This window comes from Pantoea sp. SGAir0184, from assembly GCF_043544755.1.
This window is the reverse complement of sequence record NZ_CP028050.1, coordinates 2,143,893-2,162,609: the sequence shown is the minus strand read 5'-3', so window position 1 is coordinate 2,162,609 and position 18,717 is coordinate 2,143,893. Positions and strand designations below refer to the sequence as shown.

The window sequence follows — 18,717 nt, the reverse complement described above, 5'->3', positions numbered from 1 at the left end:
CCGTTACCCTCCTCAGACAGGGCGACGCGCACGCAGCGCACCCACGGCCAGTACCACAAAGATCAGTGCGCCGGTTGCCACCTGCTGCCAGTAAAAGTTCCAGCCGACCAGCAACAGTCCGTTGGCGATGAAACTCAGCAGCACGACCCCCAGCAGCGTACCCGGCACATTCGGGCGGCGCGAAGGCGCGAAGGTCGCGCCAATAAAGCTGGCACCGATGGCATTCAGCAGATAGGCATTGCCCGATAACGGTACCCAGGCTTTGACATTGGCGGCGAGAATTAACCCGACGATACCGGCGACCAGTGCACTGAATATGAATGCCAGCGCGGTGAGACGTTTGACCGCCACGCCAGAATGATGCGCTACGCTGAGCTGTTCACCCATCATGCGCAGTGCGCGACCGCTGGCGCTGCGGTGCAACAGTTGATACAGCACCAGCGCCACGCCCAGCAACAGCCAGAGCGGCAGTGGAACGCCAAGCAGCGTGCCGTGACCAATAGCGGTAAAACCCGCCGGCAGCGTCTGGCTTAGCAGATAGACCGGCTGCCCACCGTTGGACGACAGTTGCTGTACGCTCTGACCAATAAACAGCGTGCCAAGCGTGGCGAGAAACGGCTCAACGCCGAGTTGTGTCACCAGAAAAGCGTTGAACACGCCTACCAGCAGTGCCGCCGTCAGCGCACCCAACAGCGCCAGCGGCAGCGCGACCTGATGCAGTACCAGCGTCACCAGCACCAGGCAGGCGACATCAATCGCCGTACCGACGGACAGATCGATCGCGCCGATACGCGTGACCAGCGTCATGGCCAGCGCCACAATCGCCAGCGGTGCGACATTATTCAGCAGCACGCTACGAATGTTGGCGACAGTGGCAAACGCGGGCGCGGCGATGATGAAAAACAGCAGCAGCGCAACAAAGGTCAGCACCATCAGGCTGCGCAACAGCCCCGGCACTTTTTTACCGCTCAGGCTCAGTTCAGACATGAGATGCCCTCCCCGCCTGACGGCGCCGCAGTAGCGCGGTCAGCGCCACAACCAGCAGGATGAGCACACCCTCGACGCCGTTAATCCAGTAACTTGAGACGTTAACCAACTGAAAGCCGTTGGCTATCAGACTCAGAAACAGAGCGCTGATCAGTGCACCGCCCAGGGTCGGCACCAGGCGACGCGAAAACACCACGCCGAGCAGCGCGGCGGCAATCACCATCAGCAGATTGTCGTTAGCGCCCGGCGAACTGCCGCTGAGCAGCGCCACCGAGGCAATGGCTGCCAGTGCAGCGCTGAAGCCGCACAGCACATAACTCAGACTTTGATAGCGCGCCACGCTAATGCCCGCCGCGTTGGCGGCCTGCGGATGGCTACCCACCGCCTGCAGGCGCAGGCCAAACGCGGTGAAACGACTGAGCGCGAGTGCACTCAACGCCAGCAGCAGAAATCCCCAGCCGAGCCAGGAAACGCCCAGTGGTCCGCTGGCTATCAGCAGGTTTTGCAGCGCGCTGCTGGCGGAAATCGACGCGTTTCCGCTCAGCACCATCTCCAGTCCCATGGCGATGTTCATGCTGGTCAGCGTCGCCAGCAGGGGCAAAATACCAAGCCAGACAATCGCCAGGGCATTGAATATCCCCACGGCGATGCCGGTGAGCAGCGTGAGCAGCAGCGCATAAGTGACAGAGTGTTGCTCAGCGATCTGCGACGCGAATACCGCGGCACACAACCCCATATTAGCGGCAATGGATAAATCAATGCCGCCGCTAATCCCCTGAACACCGCCACCGCTTAGCACCAGCGTCAGACCCAGCGCCAGCGTTCCCACCACCGCCGTTTGCTGCAATACGTTACCAAGGTTGATCACGCTGAGGAAAATAGGCGACAGCCAGGCAAATACCGCCAGCACCAGTACAATAATCAGCAGCGCGACGTGCTGCAGCCACGGCTGCCCCTGCGGTTTGCCTGCCGCCGTCACCACCGCCGGTTGGCTCAGTTCACTCATAGGATTTGCTCCGTCAATGCGCCCGTGCCGGAAGCCAGGGACAGAATCTCCTGATGACTGGTGTGCCGGGCGGACAGCGTGGCGACCTGCTCGCCGCGCGCCAGCACAATAATGCGGTCGGCGAGCGTTTGCAGTTCCAGCAGATCGGTGGAAAACAGGATAATCACCGCACCGGCGGCCGCCAGCTGCTGCAGGGTTTGATAAATGGCGGCCTTGGCGGCAATGTCGACGCCAACCGTGGGCTCATCCAGCAGATAGAGCGTGGCGTGGGTGTTGAGCCATTTCGCCAGTACCGCTTTTTGCTGATTTCCGCCGGACAGCTGACGCAGCGGTGCCAGCTGGCCCGGTGTGCGGATCGCCAGCTGGCGGATGTTGTCCGCCACTAGCGCGGTCTCGGCGGTTGCGGAGACGCCGCCCCAGCGCAGCAGGCGCTGCACGGTCGTCAGGGTGATGTTGTCGCGCAGGCTCACATCGAGCGCGATGCCGTTGGCGCGGCGATCTTCCGGCACCAGCGCGATGCCACGTTTCACCGCGGCATGTGGCGAAGCCGGTACGCCGTGCGTCTCACCTACGCGCAGCGTCCCGCTCACGCCACGTTCCAGACCAAACAGTGCGCTGATTAACGCCTTCCCTCCGGAGCCCAGCAGGCCGGTAATGCCAACGATCTCGCCACGTCGTGCGCTGAAACAAACATTGTGAAAGCGACCCGGCGCGCTCAGGGCGTCTACGGTCAGCACCGGCTCGCCGTCAGGTGGCAGACCGCGCGGTGCAATCGCCTGCTGCGTCTCACCGATCATGGCATTAATCAGCGCCTGCGGAGAAAGGGCGTCGCCGGTAAAATGCGCGACGTCTTTACCATCGCGCAGCACCGTAACCCGCTGGCACAGCGCCTGGATTTCATCGAGATAGTGAGAAACGTAGATCAGTGCGATCCCCTGCTGACGCATACGTTCAATAACGCGAAACAGCGCCTGCACCTCGTGGCGCGCCAGCGCGGCGGTCGGTTCATCCAGTACCACCACGCGCGGCGCGCGCTGTAATACGCGACAGATCTGCACCAGTTGCTGTTCCGCCACACTTAACCCGGCGATCAGCGCATCGGGATCGATCTGCAGATCGAAGTGCTGTTGCAGTAGCTGCCGCGCCTGCTGACGCATACGCCGGCGATCGATAAACGGTGTGCTGCCAATCCGTGGCTCATTACCGAGCAGCAGCGCTTCCGCCACCGTCAGCGTGCCTGGCAATAGCCGCTCCTGATGAACAATGGCGATGCCCTGCTGTTGTGCCTGAGCCGGACTGGTCAACACCAGTAGCCGGCCTTCCAGCGTCACGCTGCCCTCATCGGCGGCGTGGATGCCGCCCAGCACTTTGATCAGCGTCGATTTTCCGGCTCCGTTATGCCCAATCAGCCCATGCACTTCGCCGGCGTGGACATCAAGCGATACCGCCTGCAGCGCGGGAATGCCGTCAAAGGCTTTACTGATCTGGCGCAGCTGCAGTCGCACTGTCTTATTTACCATCGCTCTGGCCCAGCGTTTGCTGCGCCTGCGCCGCATTCTCTTTGGTGACCAGAATGGCCGGAACATAGGTGGCAGGCGGAAGTGAACGATCGCCGGCAAGGTATTTCGCCACATTTTGTACCGCAGTCTGTCCGATCAGATAGGGTTGCTGCGCCACCACCGCCGCCGCGCTGGATTTCGGATCTTTCACCAGCGAGACCACGTCCGGGCTGCCGTCCACGGCGTAAGTTTTGATTTCACTGCGACCGGCAGCATCAACCGCCTGAGTGGCACCAATCTGCGGTACGTCCCATGCCGCCCAGATAGCCTGTACTGACCCTTGCGGATACTTGTTAAGTAGCTGACTAATCTGCGCATAGGCATCCTGCACGGTATTGGGAATTACGTCGCGCAGTTCGGGCTGAATGATTTTAATTTTCGGATACCATTTCAGCACGGCTTTTAACTGGTCATAGCGCATCGCCACCACCGGCACGCCATAAAAACCATTAAACACCAGAATATTGCCTTCGCCGCGCAGATCATTGACCAGTTTTAATGCCAGCTGCTCGCCAATATAAAAGTTATCGGAGGTCGTGACGTTAATACTGGATGGGCTGGCGGTATCCACGGTAAATAAGGGAATGCCGGCGTCGCGAATTTTTTTCAGCCAGGGTTCCAGCACTGAGGCGGTGCCCAGCGTTTCAATAATGGCATCCGGTTTTTGTGCAATCAGCGTTTGAATTTGCGCGATCTGCTGTGACTCTTTGCGTCCGCCATCCAGCGCGATAGGCGTGCCACCCAGCCGCTTTACTTCATCAATTTGTCCCTGATAGGCTTTCAGATCCCAGTAGTGATCGGTACCGGCCACGGTAATACCGATACGTTTACCGGCCAGTGAGGGAATGGATGCATCAGCGGCGCGAGCGTGCAGCGACAAGCCGGCGAGCAGCGATGCAGAGGCCAGTAATAGTCCGGCCAGGCGGTGTTTATGCATTGTTTATATCCATGGAAAAGGTTCAGCTAAATAAGGTGAGTGACGCCTGCTATTCGGCGTATAGCTGAAAATTATCACAGTCACTATTTATCCCTAATGCCATTTTCTCCTTTGGATATGCAGCGGATTTGCATATTGATTGCGTGAAAAAGCATGACCGGGCGCAGATATTCTGACGCCCGGTTATAAATAATAAAAACGTGGCTGGAATGAAGGCGTGCGGCGCTAAAGATACGTGATGGTCGCGGGCGCCGCGGGTGTGATTTTAACGCCCTTTTTTCTTGCGTCCCGGCTGGGTAAAGCGCTTGCGGTTCGCGCCCTGACCCGCTTTGTCACTCTGTTTCGGTGCGCTGACGGCCGGTTTTTTCGCGGCGGGCGTCGCCGCTTTCTTCTTCGCCTGTGCCTGCTGCGTTTTTTGATCTTCTGACGACGAATCCTCAATCAGCTTAAACAGGTCGATCAGTTCATCGTCCGTCAGATCGCGCCACTCACCGAGCGGGATACCTTTCAGGCTCACGTTCATGATCCGCGTGCGCTCCAGCTTCGTCACTTCATAGCCAAAGTGTTTGGCCATGCGGCGAATCTGCCGGTTCAGTCCCTGCACCAGGATAATACGAAATACAAAGGTCGACTCCCGCTTCACTTTGCATTTTTTCGTCACTGTGCCGAGCATCGGTACGCCCGCCGCCATGCCGGCAATAAACTCATCGGTGATCGGCTTATCCACCGTGACCACGTACTCTTTTTCGTGATTGTTACCGGCGCGCAGGATTTTATTCACCAGATCGCCGTGATTGGTGAGGAAAATCAGCCCCTGCGAGTCTTTATCCAGCCGGCCAATCGGGAACACGCGCTTGCTGTGGTTGACGAAGTCACCAATGTTGTCACGCTCGCCCTCTTCCATGGTGGTGACAATGCCCACCGGCTTGTTGAGGGCGATTAATACCAGATCGTCTTCGTTGCGCGGTTCAATCAGCCGCCCGTTGACTTTGACCTCATCCCCGGCGAACACCTGCGCACCGACGCTGGCGCGTTTGCCGTTAATGAAAACGTTGCCTTGTTCGATGTAACGATCGGCGTCACGGCGCGAGCAGATTCCGCTCTCGCTGATGTATTTATTCAGGCGCGTGGATGAGTTGGGCAGCATGGTTCCTCCGAAAAAAAACGGACTATACAGCATGTGCGCGCGTTGCGTAAGGCTGGGTTGAGCGTCCGGTGGCGGTTGTGCTTTGCGGTGTGATAGGGCGAAAAAGCGGTACCGGGTGCCATAGCGATTTATGGCACATAAAAATCCCTCCTGTCGGTTAAAATAGCCCGCTCGCCCCTGAGCAAACTCCGGATATTGTGAACATCTCACCGTTAACCAGGCATGAAAATGTACAACGTAAATCATCTTTTCGTCAGCCGGGAAATGAATGTGAAAAAGCTGCTGGCTTACGGTTTCCGCAAGGACGGGCAGGATTACGGCTACCGCTGTGATGTGATGAATAAGCAGTTCACCCTGCAGGTTAACATCACTACTCAGGGTGACATTGCCGCCACCATTATCGATAAAGTCACAGGAGAAGATTACATTCTTCACCGTATTACTTCTGCCACCGGTGCCTTTGTGGGGCAGGTTCGTGAAGAACATGACGCTATCTTGCTGGATATCGCAGAAAAATGTTTCCCGCAGAAGCATTTCAAAACAGCGCAGGCCGATGCGATTGTTCAGCACCTGAAACAGCAGTATCAGACTGAGCTGGAATTCTTATGGCCGCGCTTTCCTGAAAACGCCATCTTTCGCCGCAACGATAATCAAAAGTGGTTCGGCGCGCTGTTGATGATTCACAGCAGCAAGCTGGGCCGACCGGATGATAGCCTGATTGAAATCGTCAATATTAAAGTCTCGCCGCAGACGATCGCTTCGCTGGTCGATGGCGAGGTTTATTTCCCGGGCTACCATATGAACAAAAAGCATTGGGTCACCCTGTGTCTGGATGGATCAGTCCCGACGGCCGAGGTTTTGTTGCGCATTGACAACAGTTTTAACCTGGCCGGCTAGCCATCGGCGCGGCACCGTATACCTCTTCGCGGCTGATTTCGCCGCCCCATCCGCTCAGCCGCAACGTCTCGCCCGTCAGTTCCACCACCGCAAAGGGCACGCGCGACGGGCCATCCAGCATCCCCTGCAGGGTTATAAACACGGTATCCGCACGGCGGTGATAGCCGCCACGGTGATCGTGGCCGGCAAAACAGGCGCGCACGTCATAGCGGCAGAACAGCTCTGCCAGCTGCGCACCGTTGAGCAGACTGTGGCTGTAGCCCGGTGCCAGCGGATAATGCCCGAACACCACTACCTGCTGGCCGCAGGCGCGGGCCTCAATAAGCTGCGTTTCCAGCCATGCCAGCTGCGTCGCACCGACCGCGCCATTCCACGGCTGCGCCTGCGGTTGCTGGCGCGCCTGTAAATCAGCCAGCAGTGCGGCCGCGCGCTGGCGATCGTCGCCGTTGTGTTGATTGCAGTACAGGCTGATATCGTTGCCGTCGTAGACAATAAAACGCCAGCCCGGCAGCTGAAAGGCATAGTAACTTTTTGGCAGCGGCAGCGCGTCATCGAGGTGCTGCGCGATGGTCTGGGCGTCGTGATTCCCCAGCACCACGGCATGCGGATGGAGTAGCCGATCGTAGAGCGGCAGCAGCGTGGCATAGCTGGCCCAGTGGCGATCCACCAGATCGCCGAGCGTAACGACAAAATCCAGCGGCTGCTGATTGAGCGCGGTTATCGCCTGCGGCAGCTTATGCAGCGCATGACGATAGTAGAGATTCGCCGCGACATCCGCCTCAACGTCAGCATATTGCGGATCGGCCAGCAGCCCGAAGCGCAGCGTGCCGTCGAGCGGTGCCGCGCGTAAATCCGGTAACTGATACAGCTCAGCGACATCACCCAGCCGCTGGTGTTGCGCTGCGGTTAGCGCATGGGCATATCCCATCTCTGGCTCTCCTTAGCGAATACCGGCACGCATGAATGACTGAATAAACTGCCGCTGGAACAGCAAAAACAGCAGCAGCAACGGCAAGGTGGTCATCAGCGTTGCTGCCCCAATCAGCGCCCACTGCACGCCCTGCTCCGGCGCAGAAAACAGCTGCAGCCCGACGGTTAACGGACGCACCTGAACCGAGTCGGTGATCACCAGCGGCCAGAGAAAATCGTTCCAGTGGAAGCTGATCGATACCAGAGCGAACGCCACATAGATTGGCTTTGCTAGCGGAATGTAGATGTGGCGCAGAATGTAAAACCGGCTGGCCCCCTCAACGGTTGCCGCCTCTTCCAGCACCAGCGGAATGCTTTTGAACGTCTGCCGCAGCAGAAAGATGGCGAACGCCGAGGCAAAGTACGGCAGCGCAATGCCGGTCAGGGTATCGCGTAGCCCGAGCGCGCTGATGGTGCGGTAATTATTCAGAATCAGCACATCCGGGCTGATCATCAGCTGCAGCAGAATCAGCGCGAAGAGGAAACCGGAAAATTTCAGGCGGAACCGCACCAGTGCATAAGCGGCCAGCGTGGCCAGCACCAGCTGGACCACCACAATCATCAGCACCAGCAGCGTGGTATTGAGGAAGTAGCGGGCAAACGGTGCCGCGTGCCAGGCATTGATGAAGTTCTCCAGCGTCAGCGGCGTCAGCAGCGAAAAGTGCCCCTGGCCTGCGGCCGGATGAATGGCAATCCACAGCGCCACCAGCATCGGCAGGCTCCACAGCAGCGCGGCCAGCCAAATCAGCAGGTTGAGCGCAAAACCGCCCGGAGAGGATGCAGCTTTCATTGATAATGGGCTCGCTTATCCAGCAGATGAAATTTGATCAACGCAATCGATCCGAGGATCACCAGCAGCACCACCGTCATGGCCGACGCGGCTGGCATGTCCCAGAAACTGAATGCGGTACGATAGATATAAAACAGCAGCAGGCTACTGCTGTTGTTCGGGCCGCCGTTGGTCATGGCAATCACCTGATCGACAATGCGGAAGGCGTTCATCGAGGCGTTGATCAGCACAAACAACGTGGTTGGCAACAGCAGCGGCCACTGCACGCGGCGGAAAAAGTAACCGCGCGATGCGCCTTCAATGGCGGCGGCTTCGCTGAGGCGCGGATCGATCTGCTGCAGGGCGGCGAGATAAAAGATCATGAAAAAGCCCGCCTCGCGCCATACCGAAACCGCCATCAGGCAGTACAGCGTGGTATCTGGCTCGCCGAGCCAGTTGACCGCCGGTAGCGAAAACCATGCCAGCAGGCTATTCAGGATGCCAAGCTGCGGCGTGTAGAAAAACAGCCACAGATTGGCGATGGCGATCATCGGCAGCAGCGACGGAATGAAGAAGGCCGCACGCACCAGTGCGTTGCCGCGCAGCCGACGATTGACCGCCAGCGCCATCAGCAGCGCCAGCGTCACCGCCAGCGGAATGGTGATCAGCGCATACAGCAGGTTATTCCACAGCGACTGCATAAAAATGTCGTCATCCAGCAGCGCGCGATAGTTATCCAGCCCGACAAAATGGGCCGGATGCGAAGCGCGCGCGGCGCTGAACAGGCTCTGCCACAGCGTGGCCAGCGCCGGATAATGAGTAAACAGCAGCAGGAAGCTGAGCGCGGGCAGCAGCAGCAAATAGCCGCTGAGCTGCAGTGTCCACCCGCGCGGGCGCAGCGTGGCGGCGCTGCCAGAGAATGAACTCATCACGCGGCCGTCACTGATAGTTTTTCAGCAGGCGGTCAGCCTGTTTCTGCGCATCGGCCAGCGCCTGGGCCGGGGTTTTGCTCTGCGTCACCGCTGCTTCAATGGCGTGATTGAGCGTGTCCTGAATCTGCACGCTGTTGTAGGTCGAGAGTTCCGGCTGGGCATATTTCAGCTGCTCACGCGCCACCAGTGCCTGAGGCACCTGCTGCACATAGGCTTTCATTGCCGCCGTGTCCCACGCTGCCGGCGAGGTGGCGACATAGCCGGTAGCGATACTCCAGCGCGCGGCCTGTTCCGGTGCGGTGACCCAGCGGATGAAGCGCATCGCCGCCTGCTGCTGCGCCGGTGAGGCGCTTTTGAACACGTAGAGGTTGCCGCCACCGGTCGGGCTGCCGCGCTGGGTTTTCTCCGGCAGCATGGCGACGCCAAACGGGAAGGTCGCGTTGTCACGCACGTTGGTCAGGTTACCGGTGGTAGTGACCATCATGGCCGTTTTACCACTGATAAAGTCCTGCGGCGTGGTGCCCCAGGCAATCGCACCCTTCGGCGACACTTCCTCTTTCTGGCCGAGATCGGTCAGCCACTGCAGGGTTTCCACGTTGCCCGGCGTGTTGAAATACACGGCGTTGCCCTTACCGTTATCCAGCCGTCCGCCATTGGTGGCTGCCAGCCCCTGGAAATTCCAGTAGCCGTTCGGCGTGGAAGGGATCTCAATGCCCCACTGGCTGACGCCGCTGGCCTGTTTCAGCGTCAGCTTTTTGCTGAATGCCACCACCTGCTGCCAGGTGGCGGGCGGTGTATTCGGATCGAGACCGGCTTTCTCAAATGCCTGTTTGTTCCAGTACATCACCACGGTTGAGCGCTGAAATGGCACGCCCCACACTTTGCCCTCAATGCGACGCAGAAAGGCCGGATAGAAGCTGTCGATCCACTGTTTGCCCTCTTCACCCGTGGCTAAATCGCTGGCGGCGACGATGGCACCGGCATCCATCAGCGACCAGGCTTCAATATCTCCCATCACCGCCAGCTGCGGTGCGTTACCGCCGCGAAACGCCGTCAGCGCTTTGGTCACGGTGGTGGCGTAATCGCCGGTGTAGACCGGCTGAATGCTGATCTCTGGGTACTGTTTTTCAAAATCCGCCACCAGGGCTTCCACGGTGTGGCTGACTTTACCGCCGACCGCAATCGGGTAGTACATCTGTAACTTCACCGGCTCAGCAGCAAACACCGACGCGGAGGCACACAGCATAACGACACAAGCCAGAGGCGAGAAACGGATCGCAGACATGATTTTCCCTTGAATAAACGACAACGGTTAAACAGCGTATTTTTTCTCAGCGAGCAACATCGGGTGTTCGGCAGCGACACAGCGCTGGCCGGAGGTGGTGGAAAACAGGTATTGCCGGCTGGTGGACCACTGCAGGCCGACCAGGCTGTCATCCGTGAAGCGCTGCAGGCCGGGCACTTTGACGGTCAGTGATTCCGTGATGCCGGGCAACCGACAGACCAGCAGCGTATCCGCGCCCATGTATTCGTAGCTCACTACCCGCGCACTCAGCGCGGCCTGCTGCGGGGCGACCAGCTGGATATCCTCCGCGCGCAGGCCCAGACTCAGCGCCGTTTCGCCGGCATAGGTCAGGAGCGGTGTGCTGAGATGGCTGAGGTAGTGATGCGCGCCTTTGCTGTGCAGTGGCAGGATATTCATTGGCGGTGCGCCAATAAACTGCGCGGCAAAACAGCTCGCCGGCTGGTTGTAGAGCTGGTCTGGCGTGCCGTGCTGCTCAATGCGGCCATCGTTGAGCAGAATGATGTGATCGGCCATGCTCATCGCTTCGGTCTGATCGTGGGTGACGTACAACATGGTCAGCCCGAGCTGCTTTTGCAGCGCGCGGATTTCGCGCCGCATGCTCTGGCGCAGTTTGGCATCCAGGTTGGATAACGGCTCATCCATCAGGCACAGCGTATTGTTGGCGATCACCGCCCTGCCCAGCGCCACGCGCTGCTGCTGGCCGCCGGAGAGCTGTGAAGGCAGGCGCGCCAGCAGCGGTTCCAGCTCAAGCAGTGCGCTGACCTGCGCCAGCCGGGCGGCAAACTGTTGCTTATCTTCACCGCGCGCCTTCAGGCCAAACAGCAGATTCTCCCGCACGCTCAGGTGAGGAAACAGCGCGTAAGACTGAAACACCATCGAAAGCTTGCGCTGCGCCGGTGGCAGAGGCGTGACGTCGGTGTGATTGAAATAAATGCGGCCGCTGTCGGCCGTTTCCAGCCCGGCGAGGGTGCGCAACAGCGTCGATTTACCGCAGCCTGAAGGCCCCAGCAGTGCGACGAAACTGCCTTGCGCCACGTCGAAGCTGATATCCTGCAGCGCGATTTTATCGCCCCAGGTTTTGGTGATGTGTTGCAGCGAGAGATGGCTCATGCATCCGCAGTCCTGAAATCAGAATGGCGGTAAGCTAGCTGAGGCGGATGAAAGATTTATGGCGCTGACGTGACGGTTGGGTGATGGACGGCGACCTGGCGCAGCATCCCCCTCACCCGGCACGCCCGCAGGCCGCGCCGGGCAGGCGTTTATGCGTTACTGCGACATGCTCAGAATGGTGCGGATGTTCTGCGCCGTGGTGGCAATGATATCGATAGCGCCGGTGCGCAGCGCGCCGAGGATCGCCATGGCTTTGGTGTTTTCAGCGGCAATGGCAATCACGCAGGGAATTTTACGCAGCTCGTCGATACTCAGGCCAATTACCCGGTCGTTCATCACCGTATCCACGTGCTGGCCCTGGGCATTAAAAAAATCATAGCCGGCCACATCACCGGTCACGCCCTGATTGACGCTGGCATCAATGATCTCATGTGGTGTGAACCAGCCGAGCTTCACCATATAGCTGTTTTCGTTCATGTCACCGATGCCCACCAGTGCCACATCCGCTTTCCGCGCGCGGTCGAGCGTCTCTTTGATGGTGCCGTTTTGCATGAAGGCGTCGCGCAGCGCCCGGTTTTCGACGTAAGCCGGGGCGTACAGGGTTTCGCTGATGCCGCCAAACTTTTTGGCCAGCCGGCGGCTGATGTGGTCCGCGTTGATGGCATCCCCCGGACGATGGGTGCCGCCGATGCCGCTGATAAACAGGCAGTTGCGCGTCGGCACCTGACCGGGATAATCGGCGACGGCCGCCACGTTGCGCCCCTGGCCCACGGCGACAATAGCGTTGTCTTTCAGCGACTGCGCGAGATGCGCCGACACCAGCGCCGCCACCTGACGCCGCTGCTCGTCGCTGTCTGGTGAATCGAGGGCAATCAGCGCGCGCTGCAGATGGGGAAAGCGCGTCTGCAACTGCTGTTCCAGCCGCGTACTGAACACCGGATGGTAGCGCACATTGATCTCGACGATGCCCTCTTCACGCGCGCGTTTCAGCAGTCGCCCCACCTTGATACGGGAAATCCCAAACTTACGCGCAATCTCCTCCTGGGTGATTTCGTCCTGATAGTAGGCGACGGCAATTTCCGTCAGCAGCTCGGAGTCCTGAGAAAGCGTGTTTTTTTCCATCCGTTACCTGTCTTGTATCGTCGTGCGGAGTGCTCAGCAGGGAGTTATATCATTGATGCGACTCGCTTCGCCAGCCAGCAACGCCGCGAGTCGCCGCTGCTGTCACGCTTAACGCTGAATGGCGTCAATTTTCAGCATGCGGGCAATAACCTTATCCAGCTCTTGCTGATCGAAGATCTGTTTCCAGTCCGGCTTGATGATCTTCTCGCGGCCATACTCCATGGCGATCATGCAGGCGTCCGAGAACGGGTTGGTGGCGCGGAAAGCCACCGCCAGCGCAATCTGAATATGGCCGTACAGCATGGCCTTCGCTGCCTCTTCCGGGACGCCGCTGTGTTTCACCGTTTCATCCAGCGCCTCTTTCATGAAGGCACCGACCATGCAGGCGACGGTTTCGACCAGCGTCGGCTCCAGATACGCCAGTTGCGTCACCGTGATCCAGTGCACCTGATCAACCGGGCCGTACATCACGCTGATTACCTTACTCAGCTCTGCCTTCTGTTCAGCGCTGCCGCTTTCCCAGGCTGCCGCGACGTGCTGAACGGCAGCGACGCCACCAAACGCATCGGCGTGCTCCTCTTTGGTGTAGCGGGCCAGAAATACCGACGGATGGCACGGGTGCGCGACCGCGTATTCAATGCCGTCACGCTGGGCGATCAGGTTGGCGTAGGCCGCGGCCGGATCGAGCGTCAGCAGCACTGCACCGCTTTGCATTTGTGGCACCACGCTTTGCGAGACTTTGCCCAGTACGATATCCGGCACGGCGAGGATCACCACGTCACTCAGCGGCACCACCGACGCGGCATCCGACAGCTCGCGTCCCTGTGCAGTCACCTGCTGCTGCGCCTGCGGTGAATTCTCGCAGTAAAACACCTGATAAGCGCTGTGCTGCAAATTAGCGGAAATACGCATGCCCATTTTGCCGCCTGCGCCGATCACGGTGATGGTTTTCAATGCCTTGCTCATGTTAACGACTCCTGATCTTGTTTACTGCGTAGGAATTCAACGGCGCGGCGGGTCCATTCGGCTTCCCGCGCGCAGGTCTGCGCGGCATCGTCCTGCCACGGCAACCAGTGTTCGATGATTTGGTTGATGTCGCGATCGGCTGGCCGCACGCTGGCGATCAGCCGGTCATAATCCAGCTTCCCTTCGCCCATCGGACAGCCGGCCAGGGTAAAACCGACCCAGCCGGCACGGCGGGTAAAGGCGAAATCTTTGATGTGCAGATTGCCGACGCGCGCAGCGGTATTGGCGATCACCTGCTCCTGCAGCTCCAGTCCGGCGACGCAGTTGGCCGGATCGAGACACACGCACAGCCACGGTGAGAGAAAGCGGTTGATCACCGACATCATCGCCGCGCTGCTGACCTGCTCGTAGGTTTCCAGGCACAGCCGCACCTGCTGGCGGGCAAAATCCGGCAGCACGGCAGCAATCAGATTGGCCGCTTCATCCAGCGATGGCCGGTGATCGGCGGTGTTGAACATTGAGCGCACCACGCGCGCGTCGAGAATAGCGGCGATGTGCAGATAGCGGCGCAGGTGCGCGCTGCCCAGACCGCGCGTGCCCAGCTCCAGCGTGATGCCAAGTGCATCCGCCTGCTGACGCAGCGCCAGCAGCTGGTCATCTGACCACTGCTCAATCGCCGGGTAGTCGCAGATCTGGAATACTGACACGTCGAGATCGGCGGTGTGCTGCAGCATCTGCGCCAGCGTGAGCGGCTGTGGTACCTGAGGCGACATGCGCCAGAAAAACGCATAGGTACTAAGTCCAATGCGGCTCATGACGGCAGCTCCTCAGCCAGCTCACTGGCTTCCTGCACGATTTGCGCCAGCGCCTGCGGATCGTGGGCAAAGCGGCCGAGGAACAGGCCGTTGACGTCGCCGCCGAGGCGCTGAATCAGACCCGGCCCGGCGCTGCCGCCGTAAATCACCCGCAGCGTGATGCCGTCTGGCGTCGTCAGCTGCTGTAGCCCGCTGCACACCGCGCGGATGTAGCTGTCCGGCGCCGGCTGCGGTGCGCCAATGGCCCACTGCGGTTCGTAAGCAAACAACACCTCACCGCTGAGCGCCTGTTGCGCGGCCTCCGCCAGCGCCTCCTGCAGCTGCTGCTGACACAGCGCAATCGCCTGCTCAGGCGTGCCCTGCTGCGGTTCACCGATGCACAGCACCGGGGTCAGGCGATAACGCAGCGCCATCGCCACTTTGGCGGCAATCTGCGTTTTATCTTCATGAAAATGGCGACGGCGTTCGGCGTGACCGATCTCTGCCAGTGAGCACCCCAGCTCCTGCAGCATGCTGGCGCTGACCTCACCGGTCCAGGCGCCGTTTTCCGCCTGACACACGTCCTGCGCACCGACGCGCACCGGCGTGCCGGCAAAAATCTCCCGCACCGCCGGGATGGCCGGATAGGCAGGCAGCACAAACAGCCCGACGTCACCGCGCTGCACCGCCGGATGCCGCGCCAGCGTCGCAACCTCGCGACACCACGCCAGCGTTTGCTGATAGCCGAAATACATTTTCAGGCTGACGCCAAGCCAGATTTTAGGCTGAGCCATAATTACGCTCCCTGTTCAGATGCACTGTGTTCTTTTAACAGATTGCCAACGGTGTTGACGATCATCGCCAGTGAAACCGCACCGGCGTCCGGCGTGCCAACGCTTTTTTCTGCCAGCGGCCGTGCACGCCCCACTTTCGGTACCAGCTGCGCGGTGGCCTGCGCGGCCTGCTCCGCCACCGCTGCCGCACGTAACCAGGCTTCGGTGAGTGATGCGCCCTGCGCGACCGCAGCGCTCAGCGTGTCGCTAAACGGAACCAGCACGTCAACCATGGTTTTATCACCGACGCGCGCTTTGCCGAAGTGCATAATGCCCTCTTTGGCATCCCGGACGCCGGCAGCGACGCGTGGTGCATCCGCTGCCGCGCTGTCGCCCAGTGCGGTGCCGAGCGCGGTCAGTGCCACGCCCCACAGGGCTCCGGACGTGCCGCCCGCTTTATCCGCCCAGGCATCGGCGGCGCGACACAGCAGACTGCCAGCGCCGGCGCCACGCGCGGCCACCTCACGCGCCTTTTCCACTGCGCCGAGTACGCCGCGCTCCATACCAATGCCGTGATCGCCGTCGCCCGCGACCGCATCAATGTCGCCCAGCTGGCCAGCATGACGCTGAATCATCACCGCCACCGCTTCCAGCAGCTCAAGAACGCGCCGGGCGCTGTGTTGTGATGCGGTGCTGGCCTGCGGTAACGTCTCTTCACGGATCTCTTCGCACTCGGCGGCGCTGAGCGGTTCGGCAATCAGGACGCTGCCTTTGCGGTAGGCCGGCGTATTGGCCGGCGCGCGCCACAGCGTTTCCAGTTCATCATCGAGCCACATCAGCGTCAGCGAGACGCCTGCCATGTTAAAACTGGTGACGAATTCGCCGACATCCGGCTCCACCACCTGCAACTGCGCCGCCGACAGCAGCTGGGCGATGCGGCGATACACCACAAACAGCTCTTCATACTTGACTGAACCGAGACCGTTGAGGATTACCGCCACGCGCTGTCCCGCCACCTGCGCCACATCCGCTGGCCGCTCACTCAGCAGCCGGTCGACAAAGATTTCTGCCAGCTCGTCGGCGCGCGGCACCGCCGTTTCGCTAATGCCCGGCTCACCGTGGATGCCCAGCCCGAGCGCCATGCGCCCTTTCTCTACCTCAAACAGCGGATGTGAAGCGCCCGGCAGCGTACAGCCGGAAAAGGCCACACCGAAGGTGCGGGTGCGATCGTTGGCGTGTTGCGCTTTTTTCAGCACCGTAGCCAGATCGTCACCCGCTTCTGCCGCGGCCGCCGCCACTTTAAACACACACAGATCGCCGGCGACGCCGCGTCGCTTCAGACGCTCATCGTGGCTGGCGCTGGACACATCATCCGTTACCGCCAGCACCTCACAGGCAATACCTTCAGCGCGCAGCCGCTCGCACGCCTGACCAAAATGCAGCACGTCACCGGCATAGTTTCCAAACAGCAACAGCACACCCGCGCCGTTATGCGCCGCGCGCGCGACGTTGTAGATTTGCTGCGCCGACGGCGAAGCGAACAGATTGCCCATTGCCGCCCCGTGCGCCAGGCCCTGGCCGACCAATCCGGCAAAGGCGGGATAGTGACCGGAACCGCCACCGACAATCACCGCCACGGTATCCGGCTGGCTGCGCGTGCTGCGCACCACGCCACCGCTCACCTGGCGTACTTTATCGGCGTTGGCGGCCACAAAGCCTTCGATCAGTTCCGCGGCAAACGCGGATGGCTGGTTAAACAGGTACGTCATGTTATTGCTCCTGTACAAATGAGGCTGGCAGAGGCTGCGCGCGACGGCGATTGAGGAACAGCATCAATACAGCGGAGAGCAGCATAAAACCGCCGACCACGAACATCGGTAACACATAACTGTGAGTGACATCATGCAGTGCGCCGGTGATGTAACCGGCGGAGAAACCCGCCACGTTGCCCAGGGTGTTAATCAGCGCAATCGCCGCCGCTGCCGATGCGCCGGTCAGGAACTGCGTCGGCAGCGTCCAGAAATTGGGCAACGCGGCGAAGATGGCGCTGGCCGTTACGGCGATCACCAGGATGGTGGTAAACGGTGAATCCATGTAGAGCGCCAGCGGTACGCTGAGGCCGCCCGCGACCGCAGGAATCGCGATGTGCCAGGTTTTACAGCCGCGCCGCGCGGCATCCCGCGACCAGAAAAACATCACGACGGCGGCGATCAGGTACGGCACGCCGGTGATCAGCCCTTTCTGCATCACATTGAAGGTGGTGCCAAACTGCTGCTGGAAGCCGGCGATAATGGTCGGCAGGAAGAACGCCAGCGCGTACAGGCCGTAAATAAAGCCGAAGTAGATCAGGCACAGCATCCACACGCGGCTGTTGCCCATCACCGAACGCACGCTGTGCGGGTGCTGGCCCTGCTTGTGCTGATGTTCCGCCTCCAGTTCGGCTATCAGCCAGTTTTTCTCGTCGTCATTCAGCCACTTCGCCTGACGCGGCGAGTCCACCAGCCAGAACAGCGCCACAATCCCGATGAGGATCGCCGGCAGCGATACGCCCATGAACATCACGCGCCAGCCTTCAAGACCAAACAGGCCGTGCTGCTCAATCAGCGAGGCAGCCAGCGGTGCGCCAAACACCACTGTCAGCGGCTGCGCCAGGTAGAACAGCGACAAAATTTTGCTGCGGTGGCGCGCCGGTACCCACAGGCTGAGATAAAGGATGGCGCCCGGGAAGAAACCGGCCTCGGCAATTCCCAGCAGCAGGCGCAGCGTATACAGCCCTTCGACACTGCTGACCCAGGTAAACAGCAGCGAGACGATGCCCCAGCTGATCATGATGCGCGCCAGCCAGCGCCGCGCGCCGAACTTATGCAGCGCCAGGTTGCTGGGCACTTCCAGCAGGATGTAACCAATAAAGAAGATGCCGGAGGCGAGACCAAACTGCAGCGCACTGAGGCCAAGGTCCTGCGTCATGCCGTTTGGGCCGGCAAAGGAAATGGCGGTGCGATCGAGGAAGTTGATAAAGAACATCAGCGCCACAAACGGTACCAGGCGCCAGGAGATTTTGCGGATTGCGGTCTGCTCAACCGCGCTGACAGCAGACTGATTCATAACGCACCTCCGAAACGTGCGCAGTGAGACGGTGTTGGCCAGGCGCAAAACCGGCGCTGGCGACAGACAAAATGCGAGGTAAGAAGCAAATGACACATGTTCGAGTCCTCAATGGGTCTTCTTGTACATGGATAGGGTCATGCGAACAAATGAACACTACACGGATATTTGCTCACTCCTCAAGCGCAGTTGGCGAAAGTGTGACAGTGCGCATGAGATTTGATTTCAGCGACATTTTCAGGATTTTTCGCAGCAGAGCGGCGCTGCTCGATCGTTACATCAAGGGGTGCGCGAGATTTTGCGTGGCCGATCTCTAAATCATATGAACATGTATTGAA

General features: G+C 60.0%; 17 protein-coding genes. 1 reads left to right on the top strand and 16 read right to left on the bottom strand.

Annotated features, from left to right (window positions below):
• Positions 1-12 precede the first annotated feature (12 nt).
• The 5 genes from C1N60_RS10150 to rluF form a co-directional block, all read right to left on the bottom strand.
• On the bottom strand, positions 13-987 hold the full coding sequence (locus C1N60_RS10150; RefSeq protein ID WP_081315760.1) for an ABC transporter permease: 975 nt from the start codon (positions 985-987) through the stop codon (positions 13-15).
• Positions 980-1,993: an ABC transporter permease gene (locus tag C1N60_RS10145; RefSeq protein WP_267410491.1), complete on the bottom strand. Its 1,014-nt coding sequence runs from the start codon at positions 1,991-1,993 to the stop codon at positions 980-982. The genes C1N60_RS10150 and C1N60_RS10145 overlap by 8 nt, the downstream gene beginning before the upstream one ends.
• Positions 1,990-3,513, bottom strand: coding sequence for a sugar ABC transporter ATP-binding protein (locus C1N60_RS10140; protein ID WP_021506016.1), 1,524 nt, complete (start codon positions 3,511-3,513; stop codon positions 1,990-1,992). Before C1N60_RS10140 ends, C1N60_RS10145 begins: the two co-directional genes overlap by 4 nt.
• Positions 3,503-4,489 carry a sugar ABC transporter substrate-binding protein gene (locus C1N60_RS10135; RefSeq protein WP_021506015.1) on the bottom strand — a complete coding sequence of 329 codons (987 nt, stop codon included), beginning with the start codon at positions 4,487-4,489 and terminating at the stop codon, positions 3,503-3,505. The genes C1N60_RS10140 and C1N60_RS10135 overlap by 11 nt, the downstream gene beginning before the upstream one ends.
• 265 nt (positions 4,490-4,754) lie before the next feature.
• Positions 4,755-5,636, bottom strand: a complete 882-nt coding sequence (gene rluF / locus C1N60_RS10130; protein WP_021506014.1) for a 23S rRNA pseudouridine(2604) synthase RluF — start codon at positions 5,634-5,636, stop codon at positions 4,755-4,757.
• A gap of 228 nt (positions 5,637-5,864) precedes the next feature.
• Between rluF and C1N60_RS10125 the strand changes: the two genes are divergently transcribed.
• Complete coding sequence (locus C1N60_RS10125) at positions 5,865-6,533, top strand: MmcQ/YjbR family DNA-binding protein (protein WP_211724431.1); 669 nt, start codon at positions 5,865-5,867, stop codon at positions 6,531-6,533.
• Here C1N60_RS10125 and C1N60_RS10120 read toward each other — a convergent pair.
• From C1N60_RS10120 to C1N60_RS10070, 11 genes are all read right to left on the bottom strand, one after another.
• Positions 6,517-7,461 (bottom strand): metallophosphoesterase, encoded by a 945-nt coding sequence (locus C1N60_RS10120; protein ID WP_394520790.1) that lies wholly within the window; start codon positions 7,459-7,461, stop codon positions 6,517-6,519. The two genes, C1N60_RS10125 and C1N60_RS10120, sit on opposite strands and share 17 nt — an antisense overlap.
• A 12-nt stretch (positions 7,462-7,473) precedes the next feature.
• Positions 7,474-8,292 carry a carbohydrate ABC transporter permease gene (locus C1N60_RS10115; RefSeq protein WP_058758579.1) on the bottom strand — a complete coding sequence of 273 codons (819 nt, stop codon included), beginning with the start codon at positions 8,290-8,292 and terminating at the stop codon, positions 7,474-7,476.
• A complete protein-coding gene (locus C1N60_RS10110; RefSeq protein ID WP_141495423.1) occupies positions 8,289-9,200 on the bottom strand; it encodes a carbohydrate ABC transporter permease in 912 nt (303 codons plus the stop codon). The genes C1N60_RS10115 and C1N60_RS10110 overlap by 4 nt, the downstream gene beginning before the upstream one ends.
• Before the next feature lie 10 nt (positions 9,201-9,210).
• The gene (locus C1N60_RS10105; RefSeq protein WP_394520789.1) at positions 9,211-10,488 is read right to left on the bottom strand and encodes an ABC transporter substrate-binding protein; all 1,278 of its coding nucleotides are present in this window, start codon (positions 10,486-10,488) and stop codon (positions 9,211-9,213) included.
• A 27-nt stretch (positions 10,489-10,515) separates the two neighbouring features.
• Positions 10,516-11,619 carry an ABC transporter ATP-binding protein gene (locus C1N60_RS10100; protein ID WP_288442995.1) on the bottom strand — a complete coding sequence of 368 codons (1,104 nt, stop codon included), beginning with the start codon at positions 11,617-11,619 and terminating at the stop codon, positions 10,516-10,518.
• Positions 11,620-11,775: 156 nt separating this feature from the next.
• Positions 11,776-12,741: a sugar-binding transcriptional regulator gene (locus C1N60_RS10095; protein WP_021506007.1), complete on the bottom strand. Its 966-nt coding sequence runs from the start codon at positions 12,739-12,741 to the stop codon at positions 11,776-11,778.
• A 108-nt stretch (positions 12,742-12,849) separates the two neighbouring features.
• Positions 12,850-13,707, bottom strand: a complete 858-nt coding sequence (locus C1N60_RS10090; protein WP_394520788.1) for a phosphogluconate dehydrogenase C-terminal domain-containing protein — start codon at positions 13,705-13,707, stop codon at positions 12,850-12,852.
• The gene (locus C1N60_RS10085; protein WP_166710170.1) at positions 13,704-14,522 is read right to left on the bottom strand and encodes a sugar phosphate isomerase/epimerase family protein; all 819 of its coding nucleotides are present in this window, start codon (positions 14,520-14,522) and stop codon (positions 13,704-13,706) included. Before C1N60_RS10085 ends, C1N60_RS10090 begins: the two co-directional genes overlap by 4 nt.
• Positions 14,519-15,295 carry a triose-phosphate isomerase family protein gene (locus tag C1N60_RS10080; protein WP_394520787.1) on the bottom strand — a complete coding sequence of 259 codons (777 nt, stop codon included), beginning with the start codon at positions 15,293-15,295 and terminating at the stop codon, positions 14,519-14,521. Before C1N60_RS10080 ends, C1N60_RS10085 begins: the two co-directional genes overlap by 4 nt.
• A 2-nt stretch (positions 15,296-15,297) precedes the next feature.
• Positions 15,298-17,043, bottom strand: a complete 1,746-nt coding sequence (locus C1N60_RS10075; protein ID WP_182688953.1) for a dihydroxyacetone kinase family protein — start codon at positions 17,041-17,043, stop codon at positions 15,298-15,300.
• A 1-nt stretch (position 17,044) separates the two neighbouring features.
• The gene (locus C1N60_RS10070) at positions 17,045-18,379 is read right to left on the bottom strand and encodes an MFS transporter (RefSeq protein WP_394520786.1); all 1,335 of its coding nucleotides are present in this window, start codon (positions 18,377-18,379) and stop codon (positions 17,045-17,047) included.
• Positions 18,380-18,717: the final 338 nt, after the last annotated feature.